The sequence below is a fragment of the Microbacterium sp. GXF6406 genome, assembly GCF_054798215.1.
In genome coordinates this window covers 1-20,932 of record NZ_JBSJZH010000022.1, presented here as the reverse complement: position 1 = coordinate 20,932, position 20,932 = coordinate 1, and the positions used below count along the sequence as shown (strand labels likewise).

Below are 20,932 nucleotides of genomic sequence, written 5' to 3'. Positions count from 1 at the left end.
CTTCCCCTTCTTTCGGCTGGCGGTGCAATCACCGACCATAGCCCGTTCCCCAACGAAGTCAAATTCCCGGTCAGGATACAAAAATTCGGCGGACGAATGCCGAGTCTCAGAGCATGCCCACCGAGCGATACGCTCGAAGGATGCTCGACACACTCACTGGATTCGCCGTTGTCGGGCTCGCGATCGCCGTCGGCTACATCCTCGGGCGCATCGATCTCCTCGGACCGCACGCACGGCACGTCCTCAGCCGCTTGACCTTCTTCGTGCTGTCGCCGTTCCTCCTGTTCACCGTTCTGGCAGCGTCCGATGCATCCATGCTCTTCTCCGCGCTGCTGCCCGTATCGGCGATCGCCGCCGTCGTCGTGATCAGCGCACATGCGCTCATCGCTCGCCTCGTCTGGAAGCGACCGGTCGGCGAGATGCTGATCGGCTCGCTTTCTGCCGGCCAGGTCAACTCGAACAACATCGGCATTCCGCTCTCCCTCTATCTCCTGGGCAGCGCCGCCTACCCCGCGCCCGTGATCCTCATGCAGCTGCTCGTGTTCACACCGATCTCCCTCGCGATCTTCGACACCGTCACGGGAGGGCGATCGTCACCGGGACGGCTCATCCTGCGCACGCTGAGCAATCCGATCATCATCGGATCCGCGCTGGGCACCCTCGTTGCTGTGCTCGACGTCGAGCTCCCGCCGCTGGTCATGGAACCGGCGACCCTGCTGGCGAACGCCTGCGTGCCGGTGCTGTTGATCAGCTACGGCATCTCCCTGCACGGGCAGAAGGTGCTCGGCACCGCCGGACACCGCCGCGATGTGCTGCTGGCGAGCACGCTGAAGCTGCTCGTCATGCCCCTGCTCGCCTGGGCCGCGGCGCAATTCGTCTTCGACCTCTCGCCGCATGAGGTGCTGATCGTCGTCGTGCTCGCAGCGCTTCCGACCGCGCAGAACGTCTTCAACTACTCCCAGCGCTACGACATCGGCGAGAGCATTTCCCGCGACACGGTCTTCATCACCACCATCGGCTGCATCCCCGTGCTCATGGCGGCAACGCTTCTCCTCGGCTGAGGATCCTCCACAATGGTCAGATGACCGCTCTGCGCATCCTGCACCTCAGCGACACCCATTTCTCGGGCGACGGGAGCCTGCACTACGGCGTCGTCGACACCGCCGAGCACCTGCGTCTCGCCCTGGCCCACGTCGCGCACCTGCCGTTCGACCTCGTCGTCATCTCCGGCGACGTCTCCGAGGACGGTTCCGTGGCGTCCTACGAGCGCATCCGGGATGCCGTCATCCCCTGGGCGGCCGAGCACGGAGCCCGCACCGTCTTCGCGATGGGGAACCATGACGTGCGCGATTCCTTCCGGAGAGTGCTCGGTGGCGGGCAGCCGGATGCCGGTGAGCAGCTGCTGCCGGGAACCGACCCGCACCGCCCCGTGTTCTCGGTCGCCGAACACGACGGGTGGCGGGTGATCGTCCTCGACAGCTCCGTACCCGGCGCCGGGTACGGAGCTGTCGATGAGGAGCAGTTCGCCCACCTGCACACGGCCCTCGAGACGCGGGCGAAGAATGGCACGATCGTGGTCGTGCACCATCCGCCGGTGCGCGCCCAGACGCACCTGCTGCAGGCGCTCGCGCTCGATGATGCGCACGGGCGCGCACTCATCGGCATCCTGCGCGATTCGGATGTGCGCGTCGTGCTCTCGGGGCACTACCACCTGCCGATCACCGAGTTCGTCTCCGGCGTTCCGGTGACCGTCGCCCCCGGCGTGACGAACATCTCCCGGGCGTTCGCCGACCCCGCCGAGGAGTCCTCGATCAACGCATTCGGCGGATCCGTCATCACGATCGAAGACGCGAACGTGCGCATCGTGCCGTTCATCGAGCGCCCATCCCCCGACGACGTCGTCTTCCACTTCGATGCTGAGGATGTCGCGCAGATCATCGCCGACGCCGGCCCCGCTTGATCAGATCAGGGTGATCGAGTACGCCGCGTAGCCGTTCGCGTACACGGCAGTATCAGCGCACGCCCGCACGATCTCGAACGCGGGGTCGTCCGGCCCCTCGGGAAGGAGATCGCCGAGGTTCGCGGCACCCGCCGGGACCTCCACGTCGCGTCTTTCGACGCAGGCGAGCAGATCGGGCAGAACGTCCTCCGCGATCTCGTCCATTCCCGAAAGTCGGTACGCGGAAGAGATGTTGAGGAAGTAGCGGTCCTGGCAATCACGCGACAGCGCCAGCCCCTCCTCCTCGTCCATGTCGTCCCAGAAGACATCGATCTCGGGCCACCAGCCATCAAGCGGGTTCGGCCCGTGCTCGTCCAGCCTCAGGCCGGCATCGCTCCAGCAGGCGCGCATCCGCTCGGCAGCCTCATCGACCTCGGCGCGGGTCACGACGAGATCCTCCAGCGCCGCGATGGCTTCGAGATCGTTCTGGGCCTGGGCATTCCCCAGGATTCCCTGGATGGATGCCATCACAACCGGATCCGTCTGCGGCTGTGCCGGAGCGCAGCCGCTGAGCAGAGCGTCGCTCACCAGAATCGTGCCGAGAATCGCAAGAGTGCGTCGTACTGCGTCCATGACCGAATATTCCTCAACGGGGCGATAAAAAAGGTGAGGCCCCGATAACGGGGCCTCACCTGACTGATGTCTGAAGACATTTCACGGTGGACCTAAGGGGATTCGAACCCCTGACCTCCTCGATGCGAACGAGGCGCGCTACCAACTGCGCCATAGGCCCGTGAACCTCAGTTAGATTATCACGCCTGAAAGGTCCGACACGCCGAGGTGCGCATCATCCGATCGCCCGGCGATTGAGAAGCGCACGCACGTGCTCCTCGATCTCCCGGTCATCGACGATCCCCATGCGAGCATAGGGGGACGCTTCCTCCTGGGCTGCGGGCAGCTGCACCGGAGCGGGCGGCGCCATCTGCTCGGCACGTTCACGCAGGGCGGCGATGCGCTCTGCCCGGCGCAGCTCCTGCTGCGCCTCGATCTCGGCCTGAGCCGTCTGGGCGAGAGAACCGCTGACCGACACCATCGGCTCCGGCAGCGGGCGCGGCGTCCACACGGCAGGCCCCTGATCGTGCAGGGGCGGCGCGATACGAGGCTTGGCCGGCGCAGCGACCGGCGCAGCTACCCGGCGCCGCGCAGCCCTGCGGGCCACGGCCGCCATCTTCTGCAGCGTCATCAGGCCGACGACGACGAGCGCCCCGCCGATCCACAGCGCCGCAGAGACGCCTGTGGCGACGACCTGCCAGATTCCGAGCCCGGAGATGATGAGCCCGGAAAGCAGCACGATGGTCGCCGACAGTCGAACACGCCGACGGGCCCTCGCCTGACGCAGAATCGGATCGGCACGCGTCGCCGCAAGCTCGGCCCGTAGACGCACGAGTTCACCCGCTTCCTTCTCCGACTGCAGTCGCTTCGCGAGCTTCTGCTGCGCATAAGCGGTGCGCGCGCTGAGCTCGAGGCGCACCTCGTCGGGGGTCTCGCTCGTCTCAGCGAGCACACGCAGCGCCTGATTGAGGCGAACGGCGTTCCGTTCCGAGGCATGGTACTGATACCGTCCGCGCCACGAGGGCAGCAGATAGAGCATCCAGAGCAGCACCGCGACGAGGACGATGACGCCCCCACTCAGCACCGGCCCGTTCATAGGGTCCACGCTATTCGACACCCGCCCGCGGCACCTACACGCTCAGCGCGTGTCGCCGCCCCAAAGTTTCGAATCTCAGATCTGCAGACGATCCGCCGGCGGAATAGTGGTCGCATCGACCGGAACCTCGCCGCTCACCCAGCGTCTCAGGACGCCACGCGGCACGTCCTCCGCGTTCAGTGCAAAAGCATAATGATCTCGCCAGTCCCCATCGATATGAATGTATCGATGGCGCAGTCCCTCGTAACGGAAGCCGAGCTTCTCCACCACGCGCAGGCTCGCCGCGTTCTCGGGGCGGATGCAGATCTCCATGCGGTGCAGACCGAACTGTCGGAATGCGGCGTCCGTGGCCAGCGCCACGGCCGTGGGAGTGATGCCCTTGCCGGCGAAGCGCTCGCTGACCCAGTACCCGATCGTCGCCGCGCACAGCGATCCGCGCGAGACGCCCCAGATGTTCAGCTGTCCAGCGATCTCGCCGTCGTACAGCATCACGAACGGGTATCCGCCGCCCTCGCGGTACTGCTGGAGAAGACGCCGGATGCTGACCCGCATATCGAACGACGCCGAAGCGTTCGGGAGCGTCGCCTCCCACCTCTGCAGCCAGGACCTGTTCTGCAGGAGCTCGTGCTGCAGGATGCGCGCATCCCGCGTGCGGATGAGACGAAGCTCGATCGGACCGTGCCGGTACTCCTGCATGAGGTCCATCCTCATCCGCAGTCCGGACGCGCGCTCACAGGCGCTCGCCGAACTCCTTCAGCCAGGGGCGCAGCTCGGGGCCCAGGTCATCGCGGTCCGCCGCGAGCTGCACGATCGCCTTGATGTAGTCGACGCGGTCGCCCGTGTCGTAGCGGCGGCCGCGGAAGATCACACCGACGACGCCGGGGCCGGTCTCGTCAGCGGCGAGCTCCTGAAGAGCATCCGTCAGCTGGATCTCGCCACCCTTGCCGGGCTCGGTGCGCTCGAGGATCGGGAACACCGCCGGCGGCAGCACGTAGCGGCCGATGACCGCGAGGTTCGACGGCGCATCTTCCTGCGCGGGCTTCTCGACGAGGCCCGTGACACGCACGACATCGCCGTCATCCGTCGCCTCGACCGCCGCGGCGCCGTACATGTGGATCTGCGAGGGGTCGACCTCCATGAGAGCCACGACCGTCGCGCCCGTGCGCTCGTGCTGCTCCATCATCGTCGTGATCAGCGCATCGCGCTCATCGATGAGGTCATCGCCGAGCATCACGACGAACGAACTGTCGCCGACGTGCGTCTTCGCGCGCAGCACCGCGTGGCCGAGGCCCTTGGGCTCTCCCTGGCGGAGATAGTGGATGTCGGCGAGATCACTCGACTTCATGACGCGCTCCAGGCGCCCCATGTCGCCCTTCTCCGTGAGCTTCACCTCGAGCTCGGGGACCGAGTCGAAGTGATTCGAGATGGCGTTCTTGTTGCGGCCGATGATCACGAGGATGTCATCGATACCGGCCGCGGCGGCCTCTTCGACGACGTACTGGATCGCCGGCTTGTCGACGACCGGGAGCATCTCCTTCGGCATCGCCTTCGTGGCCGGCAGGAACCGGGTCCCCAGGCCCGCCGCCGGAATGACCGCCTTCATCGACTGCTTTCCCATGGGGCCAGCTTAGTAGGCACCCCCGCCAGAACGGCACGTAGACTCGAGGGCATGTCGACCGGACTCACCGAGCAGAAGCGCGCCCTGCGCGCAGAGCTGCGCGAACGGCGTCACCTCCTCTCGGAAAGCCAGCGCGAAAGCGCGGCATCCGGCGTCGGCGAACAGCTCGATGCGCTCATCGCACAGCACGATGCCCGCTCGATCTCCTGCTTCCTGTCGACGACGACCGAGCCCGGCACGCTCGACTTCGTCACACGGGCCGTGCGCCGCGGCGTCCGGGTCCTGCTGCCCATCACCCGCGCCGACGGCCTCCTCGACTGGGCCGTCGCCGACGACACCGATGAGATCTCCGTCGGGCTCTACGGGCTCCCCGAGCCCACCGGGGAAGTCCTCGGGCCCATCGCCGTCAACGACGTCGACCTCATGATCATCCCGGCGGCCGCCGTCTCCACCGACGGCGTGCGCCTGGGCTGGGGACGCGGCTACTTCGACAAGACCATCGGGTCGATGCAGAAGTGCCCGCCCGTGTATGCCGTGACCTACGATTCCGAGGTCTTCGACTCCCTCCCCCGCGAGCTCCACGATCAGCCGCTCGACGGCTTCGTGACTCCGACCCGCACCATCACCCTGCCGCACGCGCGGCACTGAGCGATCCCGAGAAGAACATGCCCACCTACGCCTATGCGTGCACGTCCTGCGCGCACGCCTTCGACGCCGTCCAGAGCTTCTCGGACGATGCCCTCACCGTCTGCCCCGAATGCGCCGGAGCACTGCGCAAGCAGTACGGCTCGATCGGCGTGACCTTCAACGGATCCGGCTTCTATCGCACGGATTCGCGGAGTGGTGCTGGCGCGACGAGCTCAACGTCGGCATCATCGAAGTCGGAGTCGTCGACGAGCGCCAAGCCGGCCGCTGCGACGACGTCCTCGAGCTGAGGTCCTCGGACCAGAAAAGGGGGGGGTCCCGTGTTCAAGGGATTCAAGGAGTTCATCGCACAGGGCAACGTCATCGACCTCGCCGTCGCCGTCGTCATCGGCGGTGCGTTCACCGCGATCGTCAACGCCGTCGTCTCGAGCATCATCGAGCCGCTCGTCGCCCTGTTCTTCGAGGCGGATGCCGCGGGCAACTTCGGCCCGCAGCTGACGAACATCTACGGCAACCCCGTCACCTTCCCCCTCGGCGACCTGATCTCGGCGATCATCAGCTTCCTCGCCGTCGCGCTCGTGGTCTACTTCGTGTTCGTCATGCCGATGAACAAGTGGAAGGAGCGCCAGGCCGCGAAGAACCCTGCCGTCGAGGAGGAGACCCTCCCGAACGAGCAGGAGCTCCTCATCGAGATCCGCGACCTGCTGCGCAAGGCCAACGCCGACGGCTGAGTCCGAACCGCTTCTCGATCGGCCCCCGTCCTACTCCCAGGACGGGGGCTTCGTCAATAGTGCGGCGGCACTTCGCGCAGCATCCGATCATCGTTCGGGCCGCTGCCGGTGACGGACTCCGGGCGGGGCGCCGTGTGCGTGACGACATCCGGCGAGCTGTCTGTCCCCTCGACGGCCGTCAGACGCGCACGCCGACTGCCGGCGACACGGACGACGCGCTGACGCGGCTCGTCCGAATCAGGCATCGTTTCGCGGGTCGATCGGCTGCGTATCGTTCTCCGCGCGCACCGCATCGGCCGAGATGCCGAGCACGGCGGCGATCCGGGATGCTGCAGTGGCCGGGTCGCTGTACAGATCGAAGGCGTGCACGCGCACGTAGTGCCAGCCGAGGCGGCGCAGCACATGCGGCCGGAGGCGCAAGCTCTCCCGGAGGGAGTCGGAGGAGATCTCTCGATCGGACTCGATCACGACGGCTTTGCCGTTGTGCTGGGCGACGAGCGGCAGCAACCCCCGGTAGTCGACGTCGACGGAGGCGCCGAGGCGGCGAAGCTCCCGCGCGAGCACCCGTGTCAACGGGTCCGCGAGATCCTCCAGGCGCGAGTCGCGGTTATGGGCGGCGAGACCGCCGAGGATCGACATGAGCGTCGCGGCGCCGTGCTCGAGGCGTCCGTCGTCGAACGACGAGGGACGGATCGACGAAACGATGACCATGGATCGACGAGCACGGGTCATCCCGACCGTCAGCAGCCGCTCGCCGTCGGGGGTCGACAGGTCGCCGAAGTCGCTGAGCACGCGCCCGTGCTTGGTGAGGCCGTAACCGAGAGAGAAGATCACCCGGTCGCGGCTCTCCGCCACCGACTCCTCGAGGGTCAGAACCGCGAAGGGCTCGGCCGTGTCGCGACCGACGAAGTCCGCGACGTCCGAACGACCGGCGAACGCCGTCGTCACCGCGGCGCGGATGCGCTCGGCATGGCGGGCGCTGGCGGTGACGACCATGAGCGTCTCGGAGGGCCGGTGCACCGCGTGCTCCACGACGAGGGTGACCACGCGGGCGACCTCGGCGTCCGGGCTCTCAACGGCGCCCGAAACCGGATCGGGGGCTCCGACCCCGCCCTCGACGTAGTCGACGGTCAAGCTGCCGCGGCCGAGATAGGAACCGGCCCAGGGGAGAGAGAGGATCTCGCCTCCATAGAAGGCGTCATTGATGAGCTCCGCGAGATCCTCCCCGCCCGCACGGTAGCTGCGGGTCAGCGTCATCACGGGCAGCAGCTCGGCGAGACGCTCGAAGACCGACGTCTCGTCGAAGGGCATCTCCGGCTCCCACTCCGGGTCGGCGGCGACGGCCATCTCGAACGGCGTCGGACGCTGCGTGACCGGATCGCCGAAGACGACGACCTGACGAGCACGGCGTATGGCGGGGGTCGCCTCGGCGAGGTTGATGGCCGCAGCATCCACCAGCAGCACCGTGTCGAACTCGACGGAATCCGGGATCTCGGGAACCTGGTAGGGCGAAGAGATCCATGCCGGCGCGAGGACATTCATCAGCGTCGGCGCGGCCGAGACGATCTGGGCGGTCGTCGGAGCGCCCTGCGTGAGCGCCCGCCGCAGGTTCTGCGCCTCAATGGGCTCATCGACGATGCCGATGCGCCACTGGTCGCCGAGCTGGGCCGCCAGCAGGGGTCCCGACATCGAGGCGTGCGCCTCATCGACGAGCCGGAAGTCGCGCTCCAGGCGATCCACGACCGCCGTGTTCGCGCCGAGCAGAGAACGATTGTCCTGCAGCGCCCGCTCGAGCAGGGACTGCCACCAGGCGAACTCGAGCTCTTCGGCGACCTGGTCCTCGGAGACGTGACGCACCGAGAGCTCGGCGAGCAACGGTTCGAGCCCCAGCGCGGCGAGCTGATCGCGGATGATGGCGCGCTCGACGAGGTTGTCGAAGACATCGGACTCGGCGGCGAGCCCTGCCAGCGTGCGGATGAGCCGCTCGACGGGCAGCGATGCCAAGGGTTCGCGACGCCCCAGGGCGGTGTCGAGCTCGGCGAGCTCCGCCGTGACCCGCTGCCAGGACGCGTAGACGTCTCCGAGCCCCAGCGGGACCTCGGGGGCGACCCCGGCCTCGACGAAGCGCTGCCACTGGGTGCGCTGCTGCTGGATGTGCAGGAGCGCCTCGTGCATCTCGCCGATGTGAGCACCGGGGCGCACGTACTCCTTCGCGAGACGACGGAGACGGCGCCGATTCGCTCCCGACATCTCCGGCGCATCCCGGCGCGAGCCGTGCGCCTTGATGAGCTCTCCGAGCGGACGTTCGAAGACCGTGGGACTGAATCGGTCGAGGGAGTCACGGATCCCCTCGAGCAGGCGCAGGTACTCCCCCAGCTCGTCGATCGTCGCGAAGGGGCGCATACGGGTCTGGGAGTTCAGCTCGTAGCCGCGCTCCAGGAGCGTGGGGACGCTCGAGGAATGCAGACGACCGGCGAGCTCGTGCGCGGCGCGAGCCGCCTCCGTGCTGCTGAACGAGACACCGTACCAGGGCGAGTCATCGGGGCCGAAGCGGAACTCCCCCAGACGCGCGGCCTGCACGAGCGCGGCCGCGGCATCGGCCCGGCCGGTCGACAGGCGGCGCAGCGTCTCCGTGTTGAGCCGGGCCGTCGTCGACGGAGGCTTCGGCAGAGAGGCCAGTCGAGTCAGCTCGCGCACGGCATCGAGCACCGAGACGTCGAGCCCGGCGGCCGGTGCCGCGAGAGCGCGCCGATAGTCGAGCAGGACGGTGCGCAGGCGCACGAGCGCATCGTCGACATCGCTGACCTTGGGGGCGGCGGCCTTCTCATTGCGGCCGATCGCGCGAACGAGGTCGCGGCGCACCGTCGCCGGCGAGACGGCCAGGCCGTCCAGGCCGACACTCGTGAGGCGGTGGCGGACGCCGTCGAGGGTCGAGCGGCGTGCGGAGACGACGAGCACGCGCTTCCCGGCGCGGACCAGCTCTCCGAGCGCATTGATGACCGTCTGCGTGCCGCCCGTTCCCGGCAGCGTCGCGACGGCGAGCGAGTGACCGGCGGCGATGCGGGCGAGCACGGATTCCTGCTCGGCGTCCGCGTCGAGCAGGAGCGTGTCGGATGCCGGGGCACGGTCGTCCGGGCTCGTCGCCTGCGGCGCGGAGCGCACGGCCGTGACGCGCTCGCGATCATCGATGTGTCCGGCCAGCGCGTTCAGCAGCGGGTGATCGAGATCGTGCCCGTCGCGCGACATCGCCGCACCGACATCGGCGAATGTGGAGACCACGAGTCGCGGGAGCACCGTGAACGTGTCGATCGATTGGGTGGCGGCGCGCACCCGGTCGATGACGGGCTGCGGTTTGAAGATGCCGCCGTCATAGGCGAGGGATGCCAGGGCCTCGGCGTCGATCGTGATGCCGAAGTGCTCGCTCGCCACGCGCACCAGCTCGGGATTCACGAAGAATGCGCCCTGGAGCTTGAGCTCGAAGTCGGTGTGGTGGCGGCGGATCGCGAGCGGTCGCAGGAGCACGGGCGCGGCGAAGTCCGCTCCGCCGATGCGCCAGGCGGCGATGCCGACGGCCAAGTGCACAGCATCGATTCCGCGGACCGTGCGCAGCTCGGTGTTCTTGGCGGTGATCCGCTCCGCGGCCATGCGGGCGGTTCGCAGCCCCACCTCATCGCGGAACAGGTTCGACAGCAGAGTCGACTTCCCGGTGATGAACTGCGGCAGGCTGCCCGGGTGCGCCTTGGAGATGTCGATGGCGCCCTCGACGCTGTCACGGTAGGTGATCAGCGGGGATGGTCCGCCCAGCTCTCTGGCCTCGGCGCGCAACCGCGTGCGCTCGGCGTCGGCGATGTGGTCGACCGCGATGACGGTCTCATCCTCGCTGCGCTCTTCGAGGGTCATCGCGGCATCCGCAGATTTGTCTTCACGTCGCCACACATACACAGACTAGGCTCAGCACCTCTCACAGGCCTGTATCCTGGGCGGGTTTCATCGGAATGGATCACTTTTCCTGCACATTCCAGACGCCCTCGCGCTCCTCCCCCATTCGTGCGGTATTACCCACGGACCGACGTTCCACAGCCGCAGGATGGACTCATGACGTTCCGCTATGACTTCGCTCCGACGCCCTTCGGCGACGCTCTGGTCGTCTTCTCCGACGACGGCGTCGTGCGCTTCGATCTGTCCGAGGCCGCCGATCCCTCCGTTCCGTGGCTCCTCGAATCGGTGAGCGCCCGGTTGACTGCGACACCGGTTCCCGATCCGGGCGCTGCGGATGAGATCACCGCGCTGCTCGACGAGTACTTCGCGGGCGCTCCCGTGTCCTTCGCGCAGACCGTCGCGCTGGACTGGCGTCTCGTCGACGGCTTCACGCGCAGCGCGCTGCAGACGATCGCCGAGATCCCCTGGGGCGAGACCATGAGCTACGGCGAGGTCGCCGTGCGCGCCGGGAGCCCGGGAGCCGCGCGCGCCGTCGGCACCGCCTGCCGACTCACGCCGTTCTCGGTGATCCTGCCGGTCCACCGTGTGGTGCGTGCCGACGGCTCCCCGGGCCAGTACGGCGCGCACCCCGAGCGCAAGCGCTTCCTCCTCGATCTGGAGCGATGACCGATGAAGGCCCCCGATGCGCGCGGCATCGGGGGCCTCCGTGAGAAGCAGGTAGATCAGTGATCCACGGCCTTCTCCGCACCGAAACCGGTCAGCGAGCGCACCTCCATCTCGGCGGCGAGCTGCGGAGACTCGGTGCTCCGGCTTGTCACCGTGCCCAACCAGCCCAGGAAGAATCCGAGGGGGATCGACACGATGCCCGGGTTGTTCAACGGCCAGATCGCGATGTCGATAGACGGAATCATCGACGTCTCGGTCCCCGAGAAGACCGGGGACAGCACGATGAGCAGGATCGCCGCGCCCAGGCCTCCATACATGCTCCATACGGCGCCGCGGGTGTTGAACCGGCGCCAGAAGAGCGAATACAGGATGGTCGGCAGGTTGGCGGATGCCGCGACCGCGAAGGCCAGCGCGACGAGGAACGCGATGTTCTGCCCCTGTGCGCCGATGCCGCCGACGATCGCGAGAATGCCGATCACCACGACCGTGCGGCGAGCGACCTTCACCTCGGCCGCCGGGTCGGCGGCGACGGGCGTGCCGTCGGCGTTCCGCCGGCTCTTCTGAATGACATTCGCATAGATGTCGTGCGCGAACGATGCGGCTGCGGTGATCGTGAGGCCGGCGACGACCGCGAGGATCGTCGCGAAGGCAACGGCCGAGATGAATCCCATCAGCAGGGGTCCGCCGAGGTACTGCGCCAGCAGCGGTGCCGCCGAGTTGACTCCTCCGGGGGCGTTGCTGATGGTCTCCGGACCGACCATCGCGCCGGCGCCGTAACCGAGCACGAGCGTCAGCAGGTAGAAGCCGCCGATGAGCCAGATCGCCCACACGACCGAGCGACGGGCCTCCTTCGCGGTCGGCACCGTGTAGAAGCGCATCAGCACGTGCGGAAGCCCGGCGGTGCCGAGCACCAGGGCGAGGCCGAGGGAGACGAAGTCCAGCGGATTCGACCCATACTGCAGGCCCGGTGCGAGGATCGCATCACCCTGGGGCGAGGCATCAACCGCGGCTTCGAGCAGCGTGTTCAGGCTGAATCCGTTCATCGCCAGCACCCAGATCGTCATGACCACGGCCCCGCCGATCAGCAGGAACGCCTTCACGATCTGCACCCAGGTCGTGCCCTTCATGCCACCGATGAGCACGTAGACGATCATGAGAACCCCGACGACCGCGATCACGACCGACTGGCCCACCCGGCCGTCGATCCCCATGAGCAGCGAGACGAGTCCGCCGGCGCCCGCCATCTGCGCGAGCAGATAGAAGAAGCACACCGCAAGGGTGGTGATGGCCGCGGCCATGCGCACGGGGCGCTGCTTGAGCCGGAAGGACAGCACATCCGCCATCGTGAACTTGCCGGTGTTGCGCATCATCTCCGCGACGAGCAGCAACGCCACGAGCCACGCGACGAGGAATCCGATCGAATAGAGGAAGCCGTCGTATCCGTTGACGGCGATCGCTCCGCAAATGCCGAGGAAGGATGCCGCGGAGAGGTAGTCTCCGGCGATCGCGAACCCGTTCTGGGGCCCGGTGAACGACCGACCCGCGGCATAGTAGTCGGCGGCAGTCTTGTTGTTGCGGCTCGCCCGGATGACGATGAAAAGCGTTACGGCCACGAATGCCGCGAATATGCCGATATTCAGGACCGGGTTGTTCTCGACGGTCGCGGCCGCCAGGATCTCACTATTCACTGGTGCGCCTCGGCCTTCTCGAGCTCTTCTCGGATGTGCTTCGCCTTCGGGTCAAGCTTCTTATTCGCGAAGGAGACGTACGCCATCGTGATCACGAATGTGGTGACGAACTGCCCGAGCCCGAGCAGCAGCCCCACAGTGATATCTCCCCACACGCGCTGCCCCATGAAGTCGGTGGCGTAGGCACCCAGGAGCACATAGACGAAGTACCAGATGAGGAATATCGCCGCCAGCGGGAAGATGAACGATCGCTGAGTCTTCTTGAGAGTTTGGAATCCTTCCGAGTTCTCGACGGCTGTGTAATCGATTCCGGCATCCGAGTCTTCGTTGATTCGGTCGGTCATGAGGCCTCCTTGCCACATGGTCGGGGTGCTCGCGCGGGGGTGCCGCGCGAGTGGTAAAGTCGACGCTACGAAACGGGGAACGACGATGTCACCCCCGAAAGTAGGTAGTCGTTGAGCACCGCAGTCTCCTTGGATCCCTCCACAGATCTCGTGGCCCAGGCCGTGCGCGAGCTGTCCCAGCGCACACGATTCCCCGTCGCTTTCGGCGGCCTCATCGAAGACGGCGTCGTCTCGGTGACGAACATCATCGGCACCCGCACCCGCAGTCTCGAAGGGCTCAAGGTGCGCCCCGCACGCGGCCTGGGCGGGCGGGCGATGACCGAGCTGCGCCCGCGCATGACGAGCGACTACGGATCATCGCGCCAGATCACACACGACTACGACGGCTTCGTCCTCGGAGAGGGCCTGCGCACGCTGCTCGCCCTGCCGATCATCGTCAACGGGCGACCTCGGGGCGTGCTCTACGCCGGAGCATGGAAGGAATCCCCGATCGGCGGCGTGACCACTGCCCCGGCGATGTTCGTGGCTGATTCGGTCGCCTCCGAGCTGCGGATCCGCGATGAGGTGGAGCGGCGCATGCGCGGACTCTCGCCGCAGCCGACGGTCATCACCGCTTCCCGCCGGGAGGACCTCCGCGAGAGCTTCGCCGAACTGCGCAGCATATCGGCGAACATCGAGGACGCCGGGTTGCGCGAACGGCTCGCCCGTCTCGAGAAACGCCTCATGGCGGTGGCGGGCGACGCCCAGCCGGAGACCGGACCGATTCCTGCCGTTCGTCTTTCGCCGCGCGAGACCGATGTGCTCGCGTGCGCCGCACTCGGAAGCACGAATGCCGAAATCGCCGCGCAACTGAACCTTCGCGAAGGAACTGTCAAAGCCTATTTGGGAACGGCGATGTCGAAATTGGATGCTTCCACCAGACATGCGGCCGTTAATCAGGCCCGCCGCGCGGGAATACTTCCATAATCTCCACTATCCACAAGCGTCATTGTTCGCCATTCTGAAAACGCGTAAACTGCCCCTATGGCAAGAAGAATTGTGCACCAGCTGGTTGACGACATCGACGGCACGGTCCTGGAAGTCGGCGCGGGCGAGAGCATCCGTTTCTCGTTGGAGAACATCTCTTACGAGATCGACCTCAGCACGGAGAATGCGGCGGCACTGCGTTCGGCTCTTGAGCCGTACATCGCCGCAGCGCGTCGTTCCTCGAATGCTCCGGCATCACGTGGCGGCGCACGAAAGCGCGCAGCCGGCTCCCCCGAGACCGCGGTGATCCGCGAGTGGGCGAGCTCTCAGGGACTCGCGATCTCCGAGCGCGGTCGCATTCCGGCGAGCATCATCGAGGCGTACCGCGCCGCGCACTGATCCTGCGTCACTCCTCGACGGAGGTCGCCCACGGCACATCGCCGAGGGCGACCTCCGTTGTCATATCCATCAGGAATCGGGTGACGATCTCGCGCTCCTCCGAAGAGAGACGCGCAGCGGCGATGAAGCGCCGGGCATGCTGGCGGCCCACAGTCTCGACGGCCGAGTGCCGGGTCTCCGGAGTGATGGCGATCGCCAGCGCCCGCCGATCGGTGGGATGCGGCCCGCGCGAAATATGCCCGGCCCGCTCGAGGCGGTCGAGGAGCTTGGTCGTGGATGCCGTCGAGATCGCCAGGTGCGTGGCGATCGCGCCGGCAGTGGCGACGACACCACTGTTATCGCAGGCGATGAGGAAGTGGAGCGCACGCATGTCGGTGGCATTGAGCTTCATGTATCGAAGCGATGCGTCTGAGAGCTTCTGCTCCGCATCGCGGAGCCCGCCGAGAGCCTGCATCAGCCTGCTGATCTGCGCGACGTCCTCCGAGCCGAGCGATCCGCGGTCGACGAGCTCGCCGGTGGGATCACTGACATCGATGTCGTAGATCGCCGACCCGAAGGCGAAACGCCCCGACGGGTCGGCCTGCTGCTCTGTCATGCGTTAGATATTACTCCCAAATCATTTTATGCTAGGTTTTCATCTAGCTTGGCTAGACAAACGAGGGAATGATGCACACAGACACTGATTCGACGACGCGTCCGCGGATTCGGCGACGCTCCTGGGTGCGGATTCTCCTGCCCGCCGTCCTGATCATCGCGTGGCTCGTCGGAGCAGGCCTGGGAGGTCCGCTGTTCGGCAAGGTCGGCGAGGTCTCGTCGAACGACCAGACGACATATCTGCCGTCCTCGGCAGATGCAACGCAGGTGCAGAGTCTGCTCGGCGAGTTCAACGACGCCGATGCGATCCCCGCCATCGCGGTATTCGTGGGCGACTCCGACCTCACCGATGACCAGCTCGCAGCGATCAATGATGCGATCGCCGGGTCGGTCGACATCGAGGGCATCGCCGACGAGGTCTCCCCCGGCATCCCCTCCGAGGACGGCAAGGCCGTGCAGGCCTTCATCCCGATCAACAGCGACGCCGAACTCGGCGATACGATCAACGCTCTCGGTGACGAGCTCCGCGATGTCAGCCCCGATGGGGTCACCGTCTACATCACCGGTCCCGCAGGGTTCTCGGCCGACCTGGTCGCCGGCTTCTCCGGAATCGACGGCCTTCTTCTCGGCGTCGCCCTTCTCGCCGTCTTCATCATCCTGATCCTCGTCTACCGCTCGGTGCTGCTGCCGATCGTCGTCCTCTCGACGAGCCTGTTCGCCCTGTGCGTCGCGCTGCTCGTCGTCTGGTGGATGGCGAAGTGGGAGATCCTCCTCCTCAGCGGCCAAACGCAGGGAATCCTCTTCATCCTCGTGATCGGTGCCGCCACCGACTACTCGCTGCTGTTCGTCGCCCGATTCCGAGAGGAGCTGCGCAGCACCCAGGACAAGGGCGCTGCGACGATCGCCGCGTGGAAGGGCTCCATCGAGCCGATCGCCGCCTCCGGTGGAACCGTGATCGCGGGCCTCCTGTGCCTGCTGCTGAGCGATCTGAAGTCCAACAGCACGCTGGGCCCGGTCGCATCCATCGGCATCGTTTTCGCCATGCTCTCGGCACTCACCCTGCTGCCGGCGCTGCTGTTCACCTTCGGACGCTCCGTGTTCTGGCCCAAGCGCCCCGCATTCGAGCCGGAGGTCGTCGAGGCCGAGCACGGCGTCGCCACGAAGGGGCTGTGGGCTCGCCTCGCCCGCGGAGTCAAGCGTCGCCCGCGCCTGATCTGGATCACCACCACCGCACTCCTCATCATCGGCGCGGCCGGCTTCACTCAGCTGAACGCATCCGGCATCCCCCAGTCCGAGCTCGTGATCGGAGCTTCCGAGGCGCGTGACGGCCAGGTCGCCCTCGGTGAGCACTTCCCCGGCGGATCCGGCAGCCCCGTCTACGTCGTCGTCGACGAGGACTCGCTGCAGGACGCCGCGGACATCCTCCTCACCAACGACGGCATCGACTCAGTCTCCATCACCGCTTCCGATTCGCCGAGCGGCACGGCTCCCGTGACCGAAGACGGCATCACCGCCTTCGGCCCTCCCGGAACCGAGCCCGTCGCACCGAGCGTGGTCGATGGCCAGGTCATGCTGCAGGGAACCCTGACCGATGCCGCCGACTCCGACGCTGCGGCGCAGACCGTGCGCGATCTGCGTGGCGAGCTCGATTCGATCGACGCGATCGTCGGCGGCGTCACGGCGACCTCCGTCGACACGAACGATGCCTCGATCCACGACCGCAACCTGATCATCCCGGTGATCCTCGTCGTCATCCTGCTCATCCTCATGCTGCTGCTGCGCTCGGTGCTCGCCCCGGTACTGCTGATCCTCACCACGGTGCTGTCCTTCGGCACCGCGATGGGAGTCTCGGCATGGGTGTTCAACGGGATATTCGACTTCCCGGGCGCCGACCCCGCTGTGCCGCTGTACGGGTTCGTGTTCCTCGTGGCGCTGGGAATCGACTACAACATCTTCCTCATGACCCGTGTGCGCGAGGAGTCGCTCAAGCACGGCACCCGGGAGGGGATCATGCGCGGACTCACGGTGACAGGCGGAGTGATCACCTCGGCAGGACTCGTGCTGGCCGCGACGTTCGCGGCGCTGTCGGTCATCCCGATCCTGTTCCTCGTCCAGCTCGCGTTCATCGTCGCCTTCGGCGTGCTGCTCGACACCTTCGTCGTGCGAACGCTGCTCGTGCCCGCCCTGTCGTACGACATCGGTCGTTCGATCTGGTGGCCGTCGAAGCTCGGGCGCGGCAAGCCCTGATCACGGGCTGAGCCACGGAGGCGCTCGTCGGGAATTTCGCCCGGCGAGCGCCTTCGCCGTATCCGGGGCACTACCAACCAGAGGACATACGGTCAACCGGGTCGGCAGAGCGTGCACCCGTTCCTAGAGTCGGGACATTCGGAGAACGCGACGACGAGAGGAGACGACCATGAGCGGGATCGGAGATCAGGGGATGCGTCCGCCGGGTGTGGAGCATCCGCCGGTGGCGGACCCGGAGCCGGGAATCGACGACGCTGATGCGCCCGAGAACATCGAAGAAGTGCCGGCCGGGCGCGCGGGCGCCGATTCCGGCTCGAGCGATGCGGTGCGCATCTCCCCCGATGACGAGGCGGAGATTCCGGATGCTTCGCCCCAGAATGACGCTCCGGGCGTCGGTCCCGGGCGGGCTAAGCGGGCGTAGACGACTCGACGTGCTCGTCGACGAGCGTGACTCCGCCACTGGAGTTCGCGGAGTTGGCCAGACTCTCCACCCAGGAACGACTGATCTCGGGAGCCTCGGCCTCGTCGAAGACGAAGCGCAACGGAATCGAGGGGTGCAGCCAGATCGTGCTGCGCCCCACCGCATCGCCTTCCGCGTGCCGCCAAGACAGCGTGAAACTCTCGTTGCGCCGCAGCTTGGTCGCGATGACGATCTTCAGGTGCGCAAGCGCACGGTCTTCGATATTGATCGGTTCGGCGGAATCGCCGTAGTAAAGCCTGCCCACACCACGAACCTACGTCACCTCCGCCGCGGACGCGACAGGACGCTCTGGCGCTCGACGATCTACCCCCCCCTGTCCCCAGGGAGTCAACCGCCTCACGCACCAACGCATAGAACAGGCATGATCGCCCTCATGCACGCCTCACACATATTCAGGCGCAGTGCCCTTACTCTGCTTCTCAGCACGATTGCGCTATCCGCGACGGGGTGCGGGCTCAGCATCCCGACCGACCCCGACGGCACCCTCGACAGGGTGAGCGACGGAGTCCTGCGCATCGGGGTCTCCCCTGATCCGGGCCTCATCAGCGGAACGGATCAGTCGCCCGACGGCCCGCTCATCGACATCGCCGAAGAATTCGCCTCGAGCATCGATGCCACGGCCGTCTGGAGCATCGCGGCCGAGGAGACACTCGTCGAAGAACTGGAGACCGGTGAGATCGACATCGCGATCGGGGGGGGGTTCACGGATCAGACGCCCTGGAGCGACCGCGCCGGCGTCACCCGGGGATACACCGGCATCGAGGGCGCCGACGGGCGATCCATCGTCTTCCTCGTCCCCCTGGGAGAGAACGATCTGCTCACCGCTGTCGAGATGTTCCTCGACGACGAGGTCGGATCATGATCCACCAGTTCGGACGCACCGATCTGCCGCCGGAGCAGAAGGAGGCTCTGAAGAAGGCCGTCTTCTGGGAGTGGTTCACGATCGGCTACACCGCCTGCACCATCGTGCTCGTCGCCTTCGTCGTCGGAAACTCCCAGGCGATGAAGACCGCATGGATCGAAGACATGCTGTCGCTCATCCCGCAGTTCGCCTTCCTCATCGCCCTGCTTTTCATCCGTCGCCGCCCGGATCGGAAGCATCCCTACGGCAGGCATCGGGCCATGGGCATCGGCCACCTGGTCGCCGGGGTCGCCCTGTTCGTGGTCGGCGCGAACCTCGCGGTCGAGTCGGTGACCGGCCTGCTCGCCGCGGAGCATCCCACCATCGGCACCGTGCAGATCTTCGGACACACGATCTGGCTGGGCTGGCTGATGGTCGCGACGATGGCGGTCGTCGTCGTCGGTCCGCTCATCTACGGCCGGGCGAAGGCGCGCCTCGCCCCGGTCCTCCACAACAAGCTGCTCTACGCCGACGCCGATATGGCGAAGGCCGACTGGCACACGAACGCGGCGTCGATCGTCGGCGTCCTCGGAATCGGCCTCGGCGTCTGGTGGCTCGACGGCGTCGCCGCCCTGTTCATCTCGCTCGGCATCATCTGGGACGGCTACCGCAACACCCGGTACGCCGTGGGCGACCTGATGGATCAGCGTGCGATGACGCATGACGATGCAGAACCGCACCCCCTGGCCCGCGATATCGTCCGCCTGCTGCGCGCGGAGCGATGGGTGAAGGAAGCGGCGGTCCGCATCCGCGACCAGGGCCAGGTCTTCCACGTGGAGGCCTTCGTCGTGCCCCGGCGGGGACGCGTCTCCGTGCGGCGGCTCGACGAAGCATCCGAACGCATCGCCGAGGCGGATTAGAAGGTGCAGGACGTGGTGATGGTGCCCGTCGAGCGCCTGCCCGATGAGGCGGACCCGGCGATCAGCGTCTGATCCGCCTCGCGGCTCGCTCCTCGGTGCGGTCCCGGCGCACGCGGACCGCGATCCGTCGCGCATCGCGCAGCTCGACCTGCACCTGCCTCTCGGAGGGGATCCCCTGCCGGAGCTGCCGCACTCGCTCGAGTTCGGCGTCGAACTCCGCCCCGACGAGCAGGGCCATGCTCGCGATCCATGCCCACAGGGAGAAGACGATGACCCCGCCGAAGGCGCCGTACAGGCGGTCGTAGTCGGCGATGGCCGTCACATAGAAGAGGAAGCCCGCGGTGGCGACGGCAAGTGCAGCCAAAGCCACGAGCGCACCGATGCCCACCCAGCGAAAGCGCGCGGGGCGCACATTGGGGGCGAAGAAGTAGAGCACGGCGAGCAGGAGCACCGCGATGAGCACCGCCGACGGCCAGCGGGCTATCCGCCATATCTGCAGAGTGACATCCTCGAGCCCGACTGCGTCCCCTATCGCACGGCTCGCCTCATCGGATGCGAGCAGCACGAGGGCGAGCACTGTCGTCGCCACGATGACGAACAGGGCCAGCAGGAGCTTCACCAGCTTCAGTGTCCAGAGGGGACGGCCCTCGTCCACGCCGTAGATGCGGTTCATCGCCCGTCCGAGGGAAGCGATGAACCGGGCAACCGACCACAGTGTGATTCCGAGCGCCACCACGAGGAGGAATCCCGAGAGCCGGGCTTCGGCGATGCGCGCCAGAACGGCGGTGACGGCATCCGGTTCGGCCGATGGCGCGATCGCCAGCACCACCTCCTCGATCGTGCGCGCCGTCTCCACGGCGCGGCCGAGGATGCTGACCACCGAGAACGCCACCATGGCCGCGGGCACCAGCGCCAGCACCGCGTAGAAGGTGAGTCCGGCCGCCCGATCCGGACACTGGTCGACGACGAATGCCCGCGCTGCGCGTCGGATGCTCTCCCACCAGGCTCTCGCCGCCGTGCGGGGCTTCGATTCGACTGCGCGGCGCATCGGCGCTCCTCTCCATCGTTCGTCGAGCATGCCTCACCCGTCGCGCGCGCCCATGACCCTTGACATCGGGACCGGTTTTGTGGCTCATCGCAATCGAGGGTGTAGGTGGGGTCTGAATCCTCCGGCTTCGAGTAGCGATCTGGCAACATAGTTCGTCA

At 66.9% G+C, this 20,932-nt stretch carries 23 protein-coding genes and 1 tRNA gene; 12 read left to right on the top strand and 12 right to left on the bottom strand.

Going from position 1 to position 20,932, the window contains the following annotated elements; translation table 11 throughout:
- Positions 1–140 precede the first annotated feature (140 nt).
- Positions 141–1,061 (top strand): AEC family transporter, encoded by a 921-nt coding sequence (locus tag ACWAUG_RS11640; protein WP_460802552.1) that lies wholly within the window; start codon positions 141–143, stop codon positions 1,059–1,061.
- A 20-nt stretch (positions 1,062–1,081) separates the two neighbouring features.
- On the top strand, positions 1,082–1,960 hold the full coding sequence (locus ACWAUG_RS11635; RefSeq protein WP_460802550.1) for a metallophosphoesterase family protein: 879 nt from the start codon (positions 1,082–1,084) through the stop codon (positions 1,958–1,960).
- Here ACWAUG_RS11635 and ACWAUG_RS11630 read toward each other — a convergent pair whose 3' ends face one another.
- The 5 genes from ACWAUG_RS11630 to galU form a co-directional block, all read right to left on the bottom strand.
- Entirely contained in the window at positions 1,961–2,572 is a 612-nt protein-coding gene (locus tag ACWAUG_RS11630) for a hypothetical protein (protein WP_460802549.1), read from the bottom strand. It lies immediately after the preceding gene.
- A gap of 87 nt (positions 2,573–2,659) precedes the next feature.
- Positions 2,660–2,732, bottom strand: a tRNA-Ala gene (locus ACWAUG_RS11625).
- 54 nt (positions 2,733–2,786) lie between these two features.
- The gene (locus ACWAUG_RS11620) at positions 2,787–3,647 is read right to left on the bottom strand and encodes a hypothetical protein (protein ID WP_460802548.1); all 861 of its coding nucleotides are present in this window, start codon (positions 3,645–3,647) and stop codon (positions 2,787–2,789) included.
- Positions 3,648–3,722: 75 nt separating this feature from the next.
- Positions 3,723–4,352 carry a GNAT family N-acetyltransferase gene (locus ACWAUG_RS11615; protein WP_460802547.1) on the bottom strand — a complete coding sequence of 210 codons (630 nt, stop codon included), beginning with the start codon at positions 4,350–4,352 and terminating at the stop codon, positions 3,723–3,725.
- Between the two features lie 25 nt (positions 4,353–4,377).
- Entirely contained in the window at positions 4,378–5,265 is an 888-nt protein-coding gene (gene galU, locus ACWAUG_RS11610) for a UTP--glucose-1-phosphate uridylyltransferase GalU (protein WP_460802546.1), read from the bottom strand.
- Positions 5,266–5,316: 51 nt separating this feature from the next.
- On the opposite strand from galU, the gene ACWAUG_RS11605 reads away from it, so the two are divergent.
- The 3 genes from ACWAUG_RS11605 to mscL are packed head-to-tail and all read left to right on the top strand — an operon-like array spanning position 5,317 to position 6,641.
- Positions 5,317–5,913, top strand: a complete 597-nt coding sequence (locus ACWAUG_RS11605) for a 5-formyltetrahydrofolate cyclo-ligase (RefSeq protein WP_460802545.1) — start codon at positions 5,317–5,319, stop codon at positions 5,911–5,913.
- A gap of 17 nt (positions 5,914–5,930) precedes the next feature.
- A complete protein-coding gene (locus ACWAUG_RS11600) occupies positions 5,931–6,200 on the top strand; it encodes an FmdB family zinc ribbon protein (protein ID WP_460802544.1) in 270 nt (89 codons plus the stop codon).
- Between the two features lie 30 nt (positions 6,201–6,230).
- On the top strand, positions 6,231–6,641 hold the full coding sequence (gene mscL / locus ACWAUG_RS11595; RefSeq protein ID WP_460802543.1) for a large conductance mechanosensitive channel protein MscL: 411 nt from the start codon (positions 6,231–6,233) through the stop codon (positions 6,639–6,641).
- Between the two features lie 53 nt (positions 6,642–6,694).
- Here the strand turns inward: mscL and ACWAUG_RS11590 are convergent, their stop codons facing one another.
- Both ACWAUG_RS11590 and ACWAUG_RS11585 read right to left on the bottom strand, forming a co-directional pair.
- Entirely contained in the window at positions 6,695–6,886 is a 192-nt protein-coding gene (locus ACWAUG_RS11590) for a hypothetical protein (RefSeq protein ID WP_460802542.1), read from the bottom strand.
- Entirely contained in the window at positions 6,879–10,541 is a 3,663-nt protein-coding gene (locus ACWAUG_RS11585) for an AAA family ATPase (protein WP_460802541.1), read from the bottom strand. The genes ACWAUG_RS11590 and ACWAUG_RS11585 overlap by 8 nt, the downstream gene beginning before the upstream one ends.
- Positions 10,542–10,736: 195 nt before the next feature.
- On the opposite strand from ACWAUG_RS11585, the gene ACWAUG_RS11580 reads away from it, so the two are divergent.
- Complete coding sequence (locus ACWAUG_RS11580; RefSeq protein ID WP_460802540.1) at positions 10,737–11,246, top strand: methylated-DNA--[protein]-cysteine S-methyltransferase; 510 nt, start codon at positions 10,737–10,739, stop codon at positions 11,244–11,246.
- A gap of 56 nt (positions 11,247–11,302) precedes the next feature.
- Here ACWAUG_RS11580 and ACWAUG_RS11575 read toward each other — a convergent pair whose 3' ends face one another.
- Both ACWAUG_RS11575 and ACWAUG_RS11570 read right to left on the bottom strand, forming a co-directional pair.
- Entirely contained in the window at positions 11,303–12,934 is a 1,632-nt protein-coding gene (locus ACWAUG_RS11575) for a solute symporter family protein (RefSeq protein WP_460802539.1), read from the bottom strand.
- The gene (locus ACWAUG_RS11570) at positions 12,931–13,278 is read right to left on the bottom strand and encodes a DUF485 domain-containing protein (RefSeq protein ID WP_460802538.1); all 348 of its coding nucleotides are present in this window, start codon (positions 13,276–13,278) and stop codon (positions 12,931–12,933) included. Before ACWAUG_RS11570 ends, ACWAUG_RS11575 begins: the two co-directional genes overlap by 4 nt.
- Before the next feature lie 111 nt (positions 13,279–13,389).
- Between ACWAUG_RS11570 and ACWAUG_RS11565 the strand changes: the two genes are divergently transcribed.
- Together ACWAUG_RS11565 and ACWAUG_RS11560 are read left to right on the top strand one after the other, a co-directional pair.
- Positions 13,390–14,244 (top strand): LuxR C-terminal-related transcriptional regulator, encoded by an 855-nt coding sequence (locus ACWAUG_RS11565; protein ID WP_460802537.1) that lies wholly within the window; start codon positions 13,390–13,392, stop codon positions 14,242–14,244.
- Positions 14,245–14,301: 57 nt separating this feature from the next.
- The gene (locus ACWAUG_RS11560; RefSeq protein WP_460802536.1) at positions 14,302–14,643 is read left to right on the top strand and encodes a histone-like nucleoid-structuring protein Lsr2; all 342 of its coding nucleotides are present in this window, start codon (positions 14,302–14,304) and stop codon (positions 14,641–14,643) included.
- Between the two features lie 7 nt (positions 14,644–14,650).
- Here the strand turns inward: ACWAUG_RS11560 and ACWAUG_RS11555 are convergent, their stop codons facing one another.
- Positions 14,651–15,238, bottom strand: a complete 588-nt coding sequence (locus ACWAUG_RS11555) for a MarR family winged helix-turn-helix transcriptional regulator (RefSeq protein WP_460802535.1) — start codon at positions 15,236–15,238, stop codon at positions 14,651–14,653.
- Positions 15,239–15,309: 71 nt separating this feature from the next.
- Here ACWAUG_RS11555 and ACWAUG_RS11550 point away from each other — a divergent pair, with 71 nt between their 5' ends.
- A complete protein-coding gene (locus tag ACWAUG_RS11550) occupies positions 15,310–17,484 on the top strand; it encodes an MMPL family transporter (protein ID WP_460802534.1) in 2,175 nt (724 codons plus the stop codon).
- A gap of 169 nt (positions 17,485–17,653) precedes the next feature.
- The gene (locus ACWAUG_RS11545) at positions 17,654–17,905 is read left to right on the top strand and encodes a hypothetical protein (protein WP_460802533.1); all 252 of its coding nucleotides are present in this window, start codon (positions 17,654–17,656) and stop codon (positions 17,903–17,905) included.
- On the opposite strand, the gene ACWAUG_RS11540 is transcribed toward ACWAUG_RS11545, so the two are convergent.
- Entirely contained in the window at positions 17,892–18,209 is a 318-nt protein-coding gene (locus ACWAUG_RS11540; protein WP_460802532.1) for a DUF7882 family protein, read from the bottom strand. The genes ACWAUG_RS11545 and ACWAUG_RS11540 overlap by 14 nt on opposite strands.
- Positions 18,210–18,458: 249 nt before the next feature.
- On the opposite strand from ACWAUG_RS11540, the gene ACWAUG_RS11535 reads away from it, so the two are divergent.
- Together ACWAUG_RS11535 and ACWAUG_RS11530 are read left to right on the top strand one after the other, a co-directional pair.
- Complete coding sequence (locus tag ACWAUG_RS11535) at positions 18,459–18,827, top strand: hypothetical protein (protein WP_460802531.1); 369 nt, start codon at positions 18,459–18,461, stop codon at positions 18,825–18,827.
- Positions 18,824–19,726, top strand: a complete 903-nt coding sequence (locus ACWAUG_RS11530; RefSeq protein ID WP_460802530.1) for a cation diffusion facilitator family transporter — start codon at positions 18,824–18,826, stop codon at positions 19,724–19,726. The genes ACWAUG_RS11535 and ACWAUG_RS11530 overlap by 4 nt, the downstream gene beginning before the upstream one ends.
- A 61-nt stretch (positions 19,727–19,787) precedes the next feature.
- Here the strand turns inward: ACWAUG_RS11530 and ACWAUG_RS11525 are convergent, their stop codons facing one another.
- Entirely contained in the window at positions 19,788–20,774 is a 987-nt protein-coding gene (locus ACWAUG_RS11525) for a YihY/virulence factor BrkB family protein (RefSeq protein WP_460802529.1), read from the bottom strand.
- Between the last annotated feature and the right edge of the window lie 158 nt (positions 20,775–20,932).

Excerpts from the sequence above, each read along its gene's own strand:
- ACWAUG_RS11640 (WP_460802552.1), top strand. The coding sequence starts at position 141 with ATGCTCGACACACTCACTGGATTCGCCGTTGTCGGGCTCGCGATCGCC.
- ACWAUG_RS11635 (WP_460802550.1), top strand. The coding sequence starts at position 1,082 with ATGACCGCTCTGCGCATCCTGCACCTCAGCGACACCCATTTCTCGGGC.
- ACWAUG_RS11630 (WP_460802549.1), bottom strand. The coding sequence starts at position 2,572 with ATGGACGCAGTACGACGCACTCTTGCGATTCTCGGCACGATTCTGGTG.
- ACWAUG_RS11620 (WP_460802548.1), bottom strand. The coding sequence starts at position 3,647 with ATGAACGGGCCGGTGCTGAGTGGGGGCGTCATCGTCCTCGTCGCGGTG.
- ACWAUG_RS11615 (WP_460802547.1), bottom strand. The coding sequence starts at position 4,352 with ATGGACCTCATGCAGGAGTACCGGCACGGTCCGATCGAGCTTCGTCTC.
- galU (WP_460802546.1), bottom strand. The coding sequence starts at position 5,265 with ATGGGAAAGCAGTCGATGAAGGCGGTCATTCCGGCGGCGGGCCTGGGG.
- ACWAUG_RS11605 (WP_460802545.1), top strand. The coding sequence starts at position 5,317 with ATGTCGACCGGACTCACCGAGCAGAAGCGCGCCCTGCGCGCAGAGCTG.
- ACWAUG_RS11600 (WP_460802544.1), top strand. The coding sequence starts at position 5,931 with ATGCCCACCTACGCCTATGCGTGCACGTCCTGCGCGCACGCCTTCGAC.
- ACWAUG_RS11590 (WP_460802542.1), bottom strand. The coding sequence starts at position 6,886 with ATGCCTGATTCGGACGAGCCGCGTCAGCGCGTCGTCCGTGTCGCCGGC.
- ACWAUG_RS11585 (WP_460802541.1), bottom strand. The coding sequence starts at position 10,541 with ATGACCCTCGAAGAGCGCAGCGAGGATGAGACCGTCATCGCGGTCGAC.
- ACWAUG_RS11580 (WP_460802540.1), top strand. The coding sequence starts at position 10,737 with ATGACGTTCCGCTATGACTTCGCTCCGACGCCCTTCGGCGACGCTCTG.
- ACWAUG_RS11570 (WP_460802538.1), bottom strand. The coding sequence starts at position 13,278 with ATGACCGACCGAATCAACGAAGACTCGGATGCCGGAATCGATTACACA.
- ACWAUG_RS11560 (WP_460802536.1), top strand. The coding sequence starts at position 14,302 with ATGGCAAGAAGAATTGTGCACCAGCTGGTTGACGACATCGACGGCACG.
- ACWAUG_RS11555 (WP_460802535.1), bottom strand. The coding sequence starts at position 15,238 with ATGACAGAGCAGCAGGCCGACCCGTCGGGGCGTTTCGCCTTCGGGTCG.
- ACWAUG_RS11550 (WP_460802534.1), top strand. The coding sequence starts at position 15,310 with ATGCACACAGACACTGATTCGACGACGCGTCCGCGGATTCGGCGACGC.
- ACWAUG_RS11545 (WP_460802533.1), top strand. The coding sequence starts at position 17,654 with ATGAGCGGGATCGGAGATCAGGGGATGCGTCCGCCGGGTGTGGAGCAT.
- ACWAUG_RS11530 (WP_460802530.1), top strand. The coding sequence starts at position 18,824 with ATGATCCACCAGTTCGGACGCACCGATCTGCCGCCGGAGCAGAAGGAG.
- ACWAUG_RS11525 (WP_460802529.1), bottom strand. The coding sequence starts at position 20,774 with ATGCGCCGCGCAGTCGAATCGAAGCCCCGCACGGCGGCGAGAGCCTGG.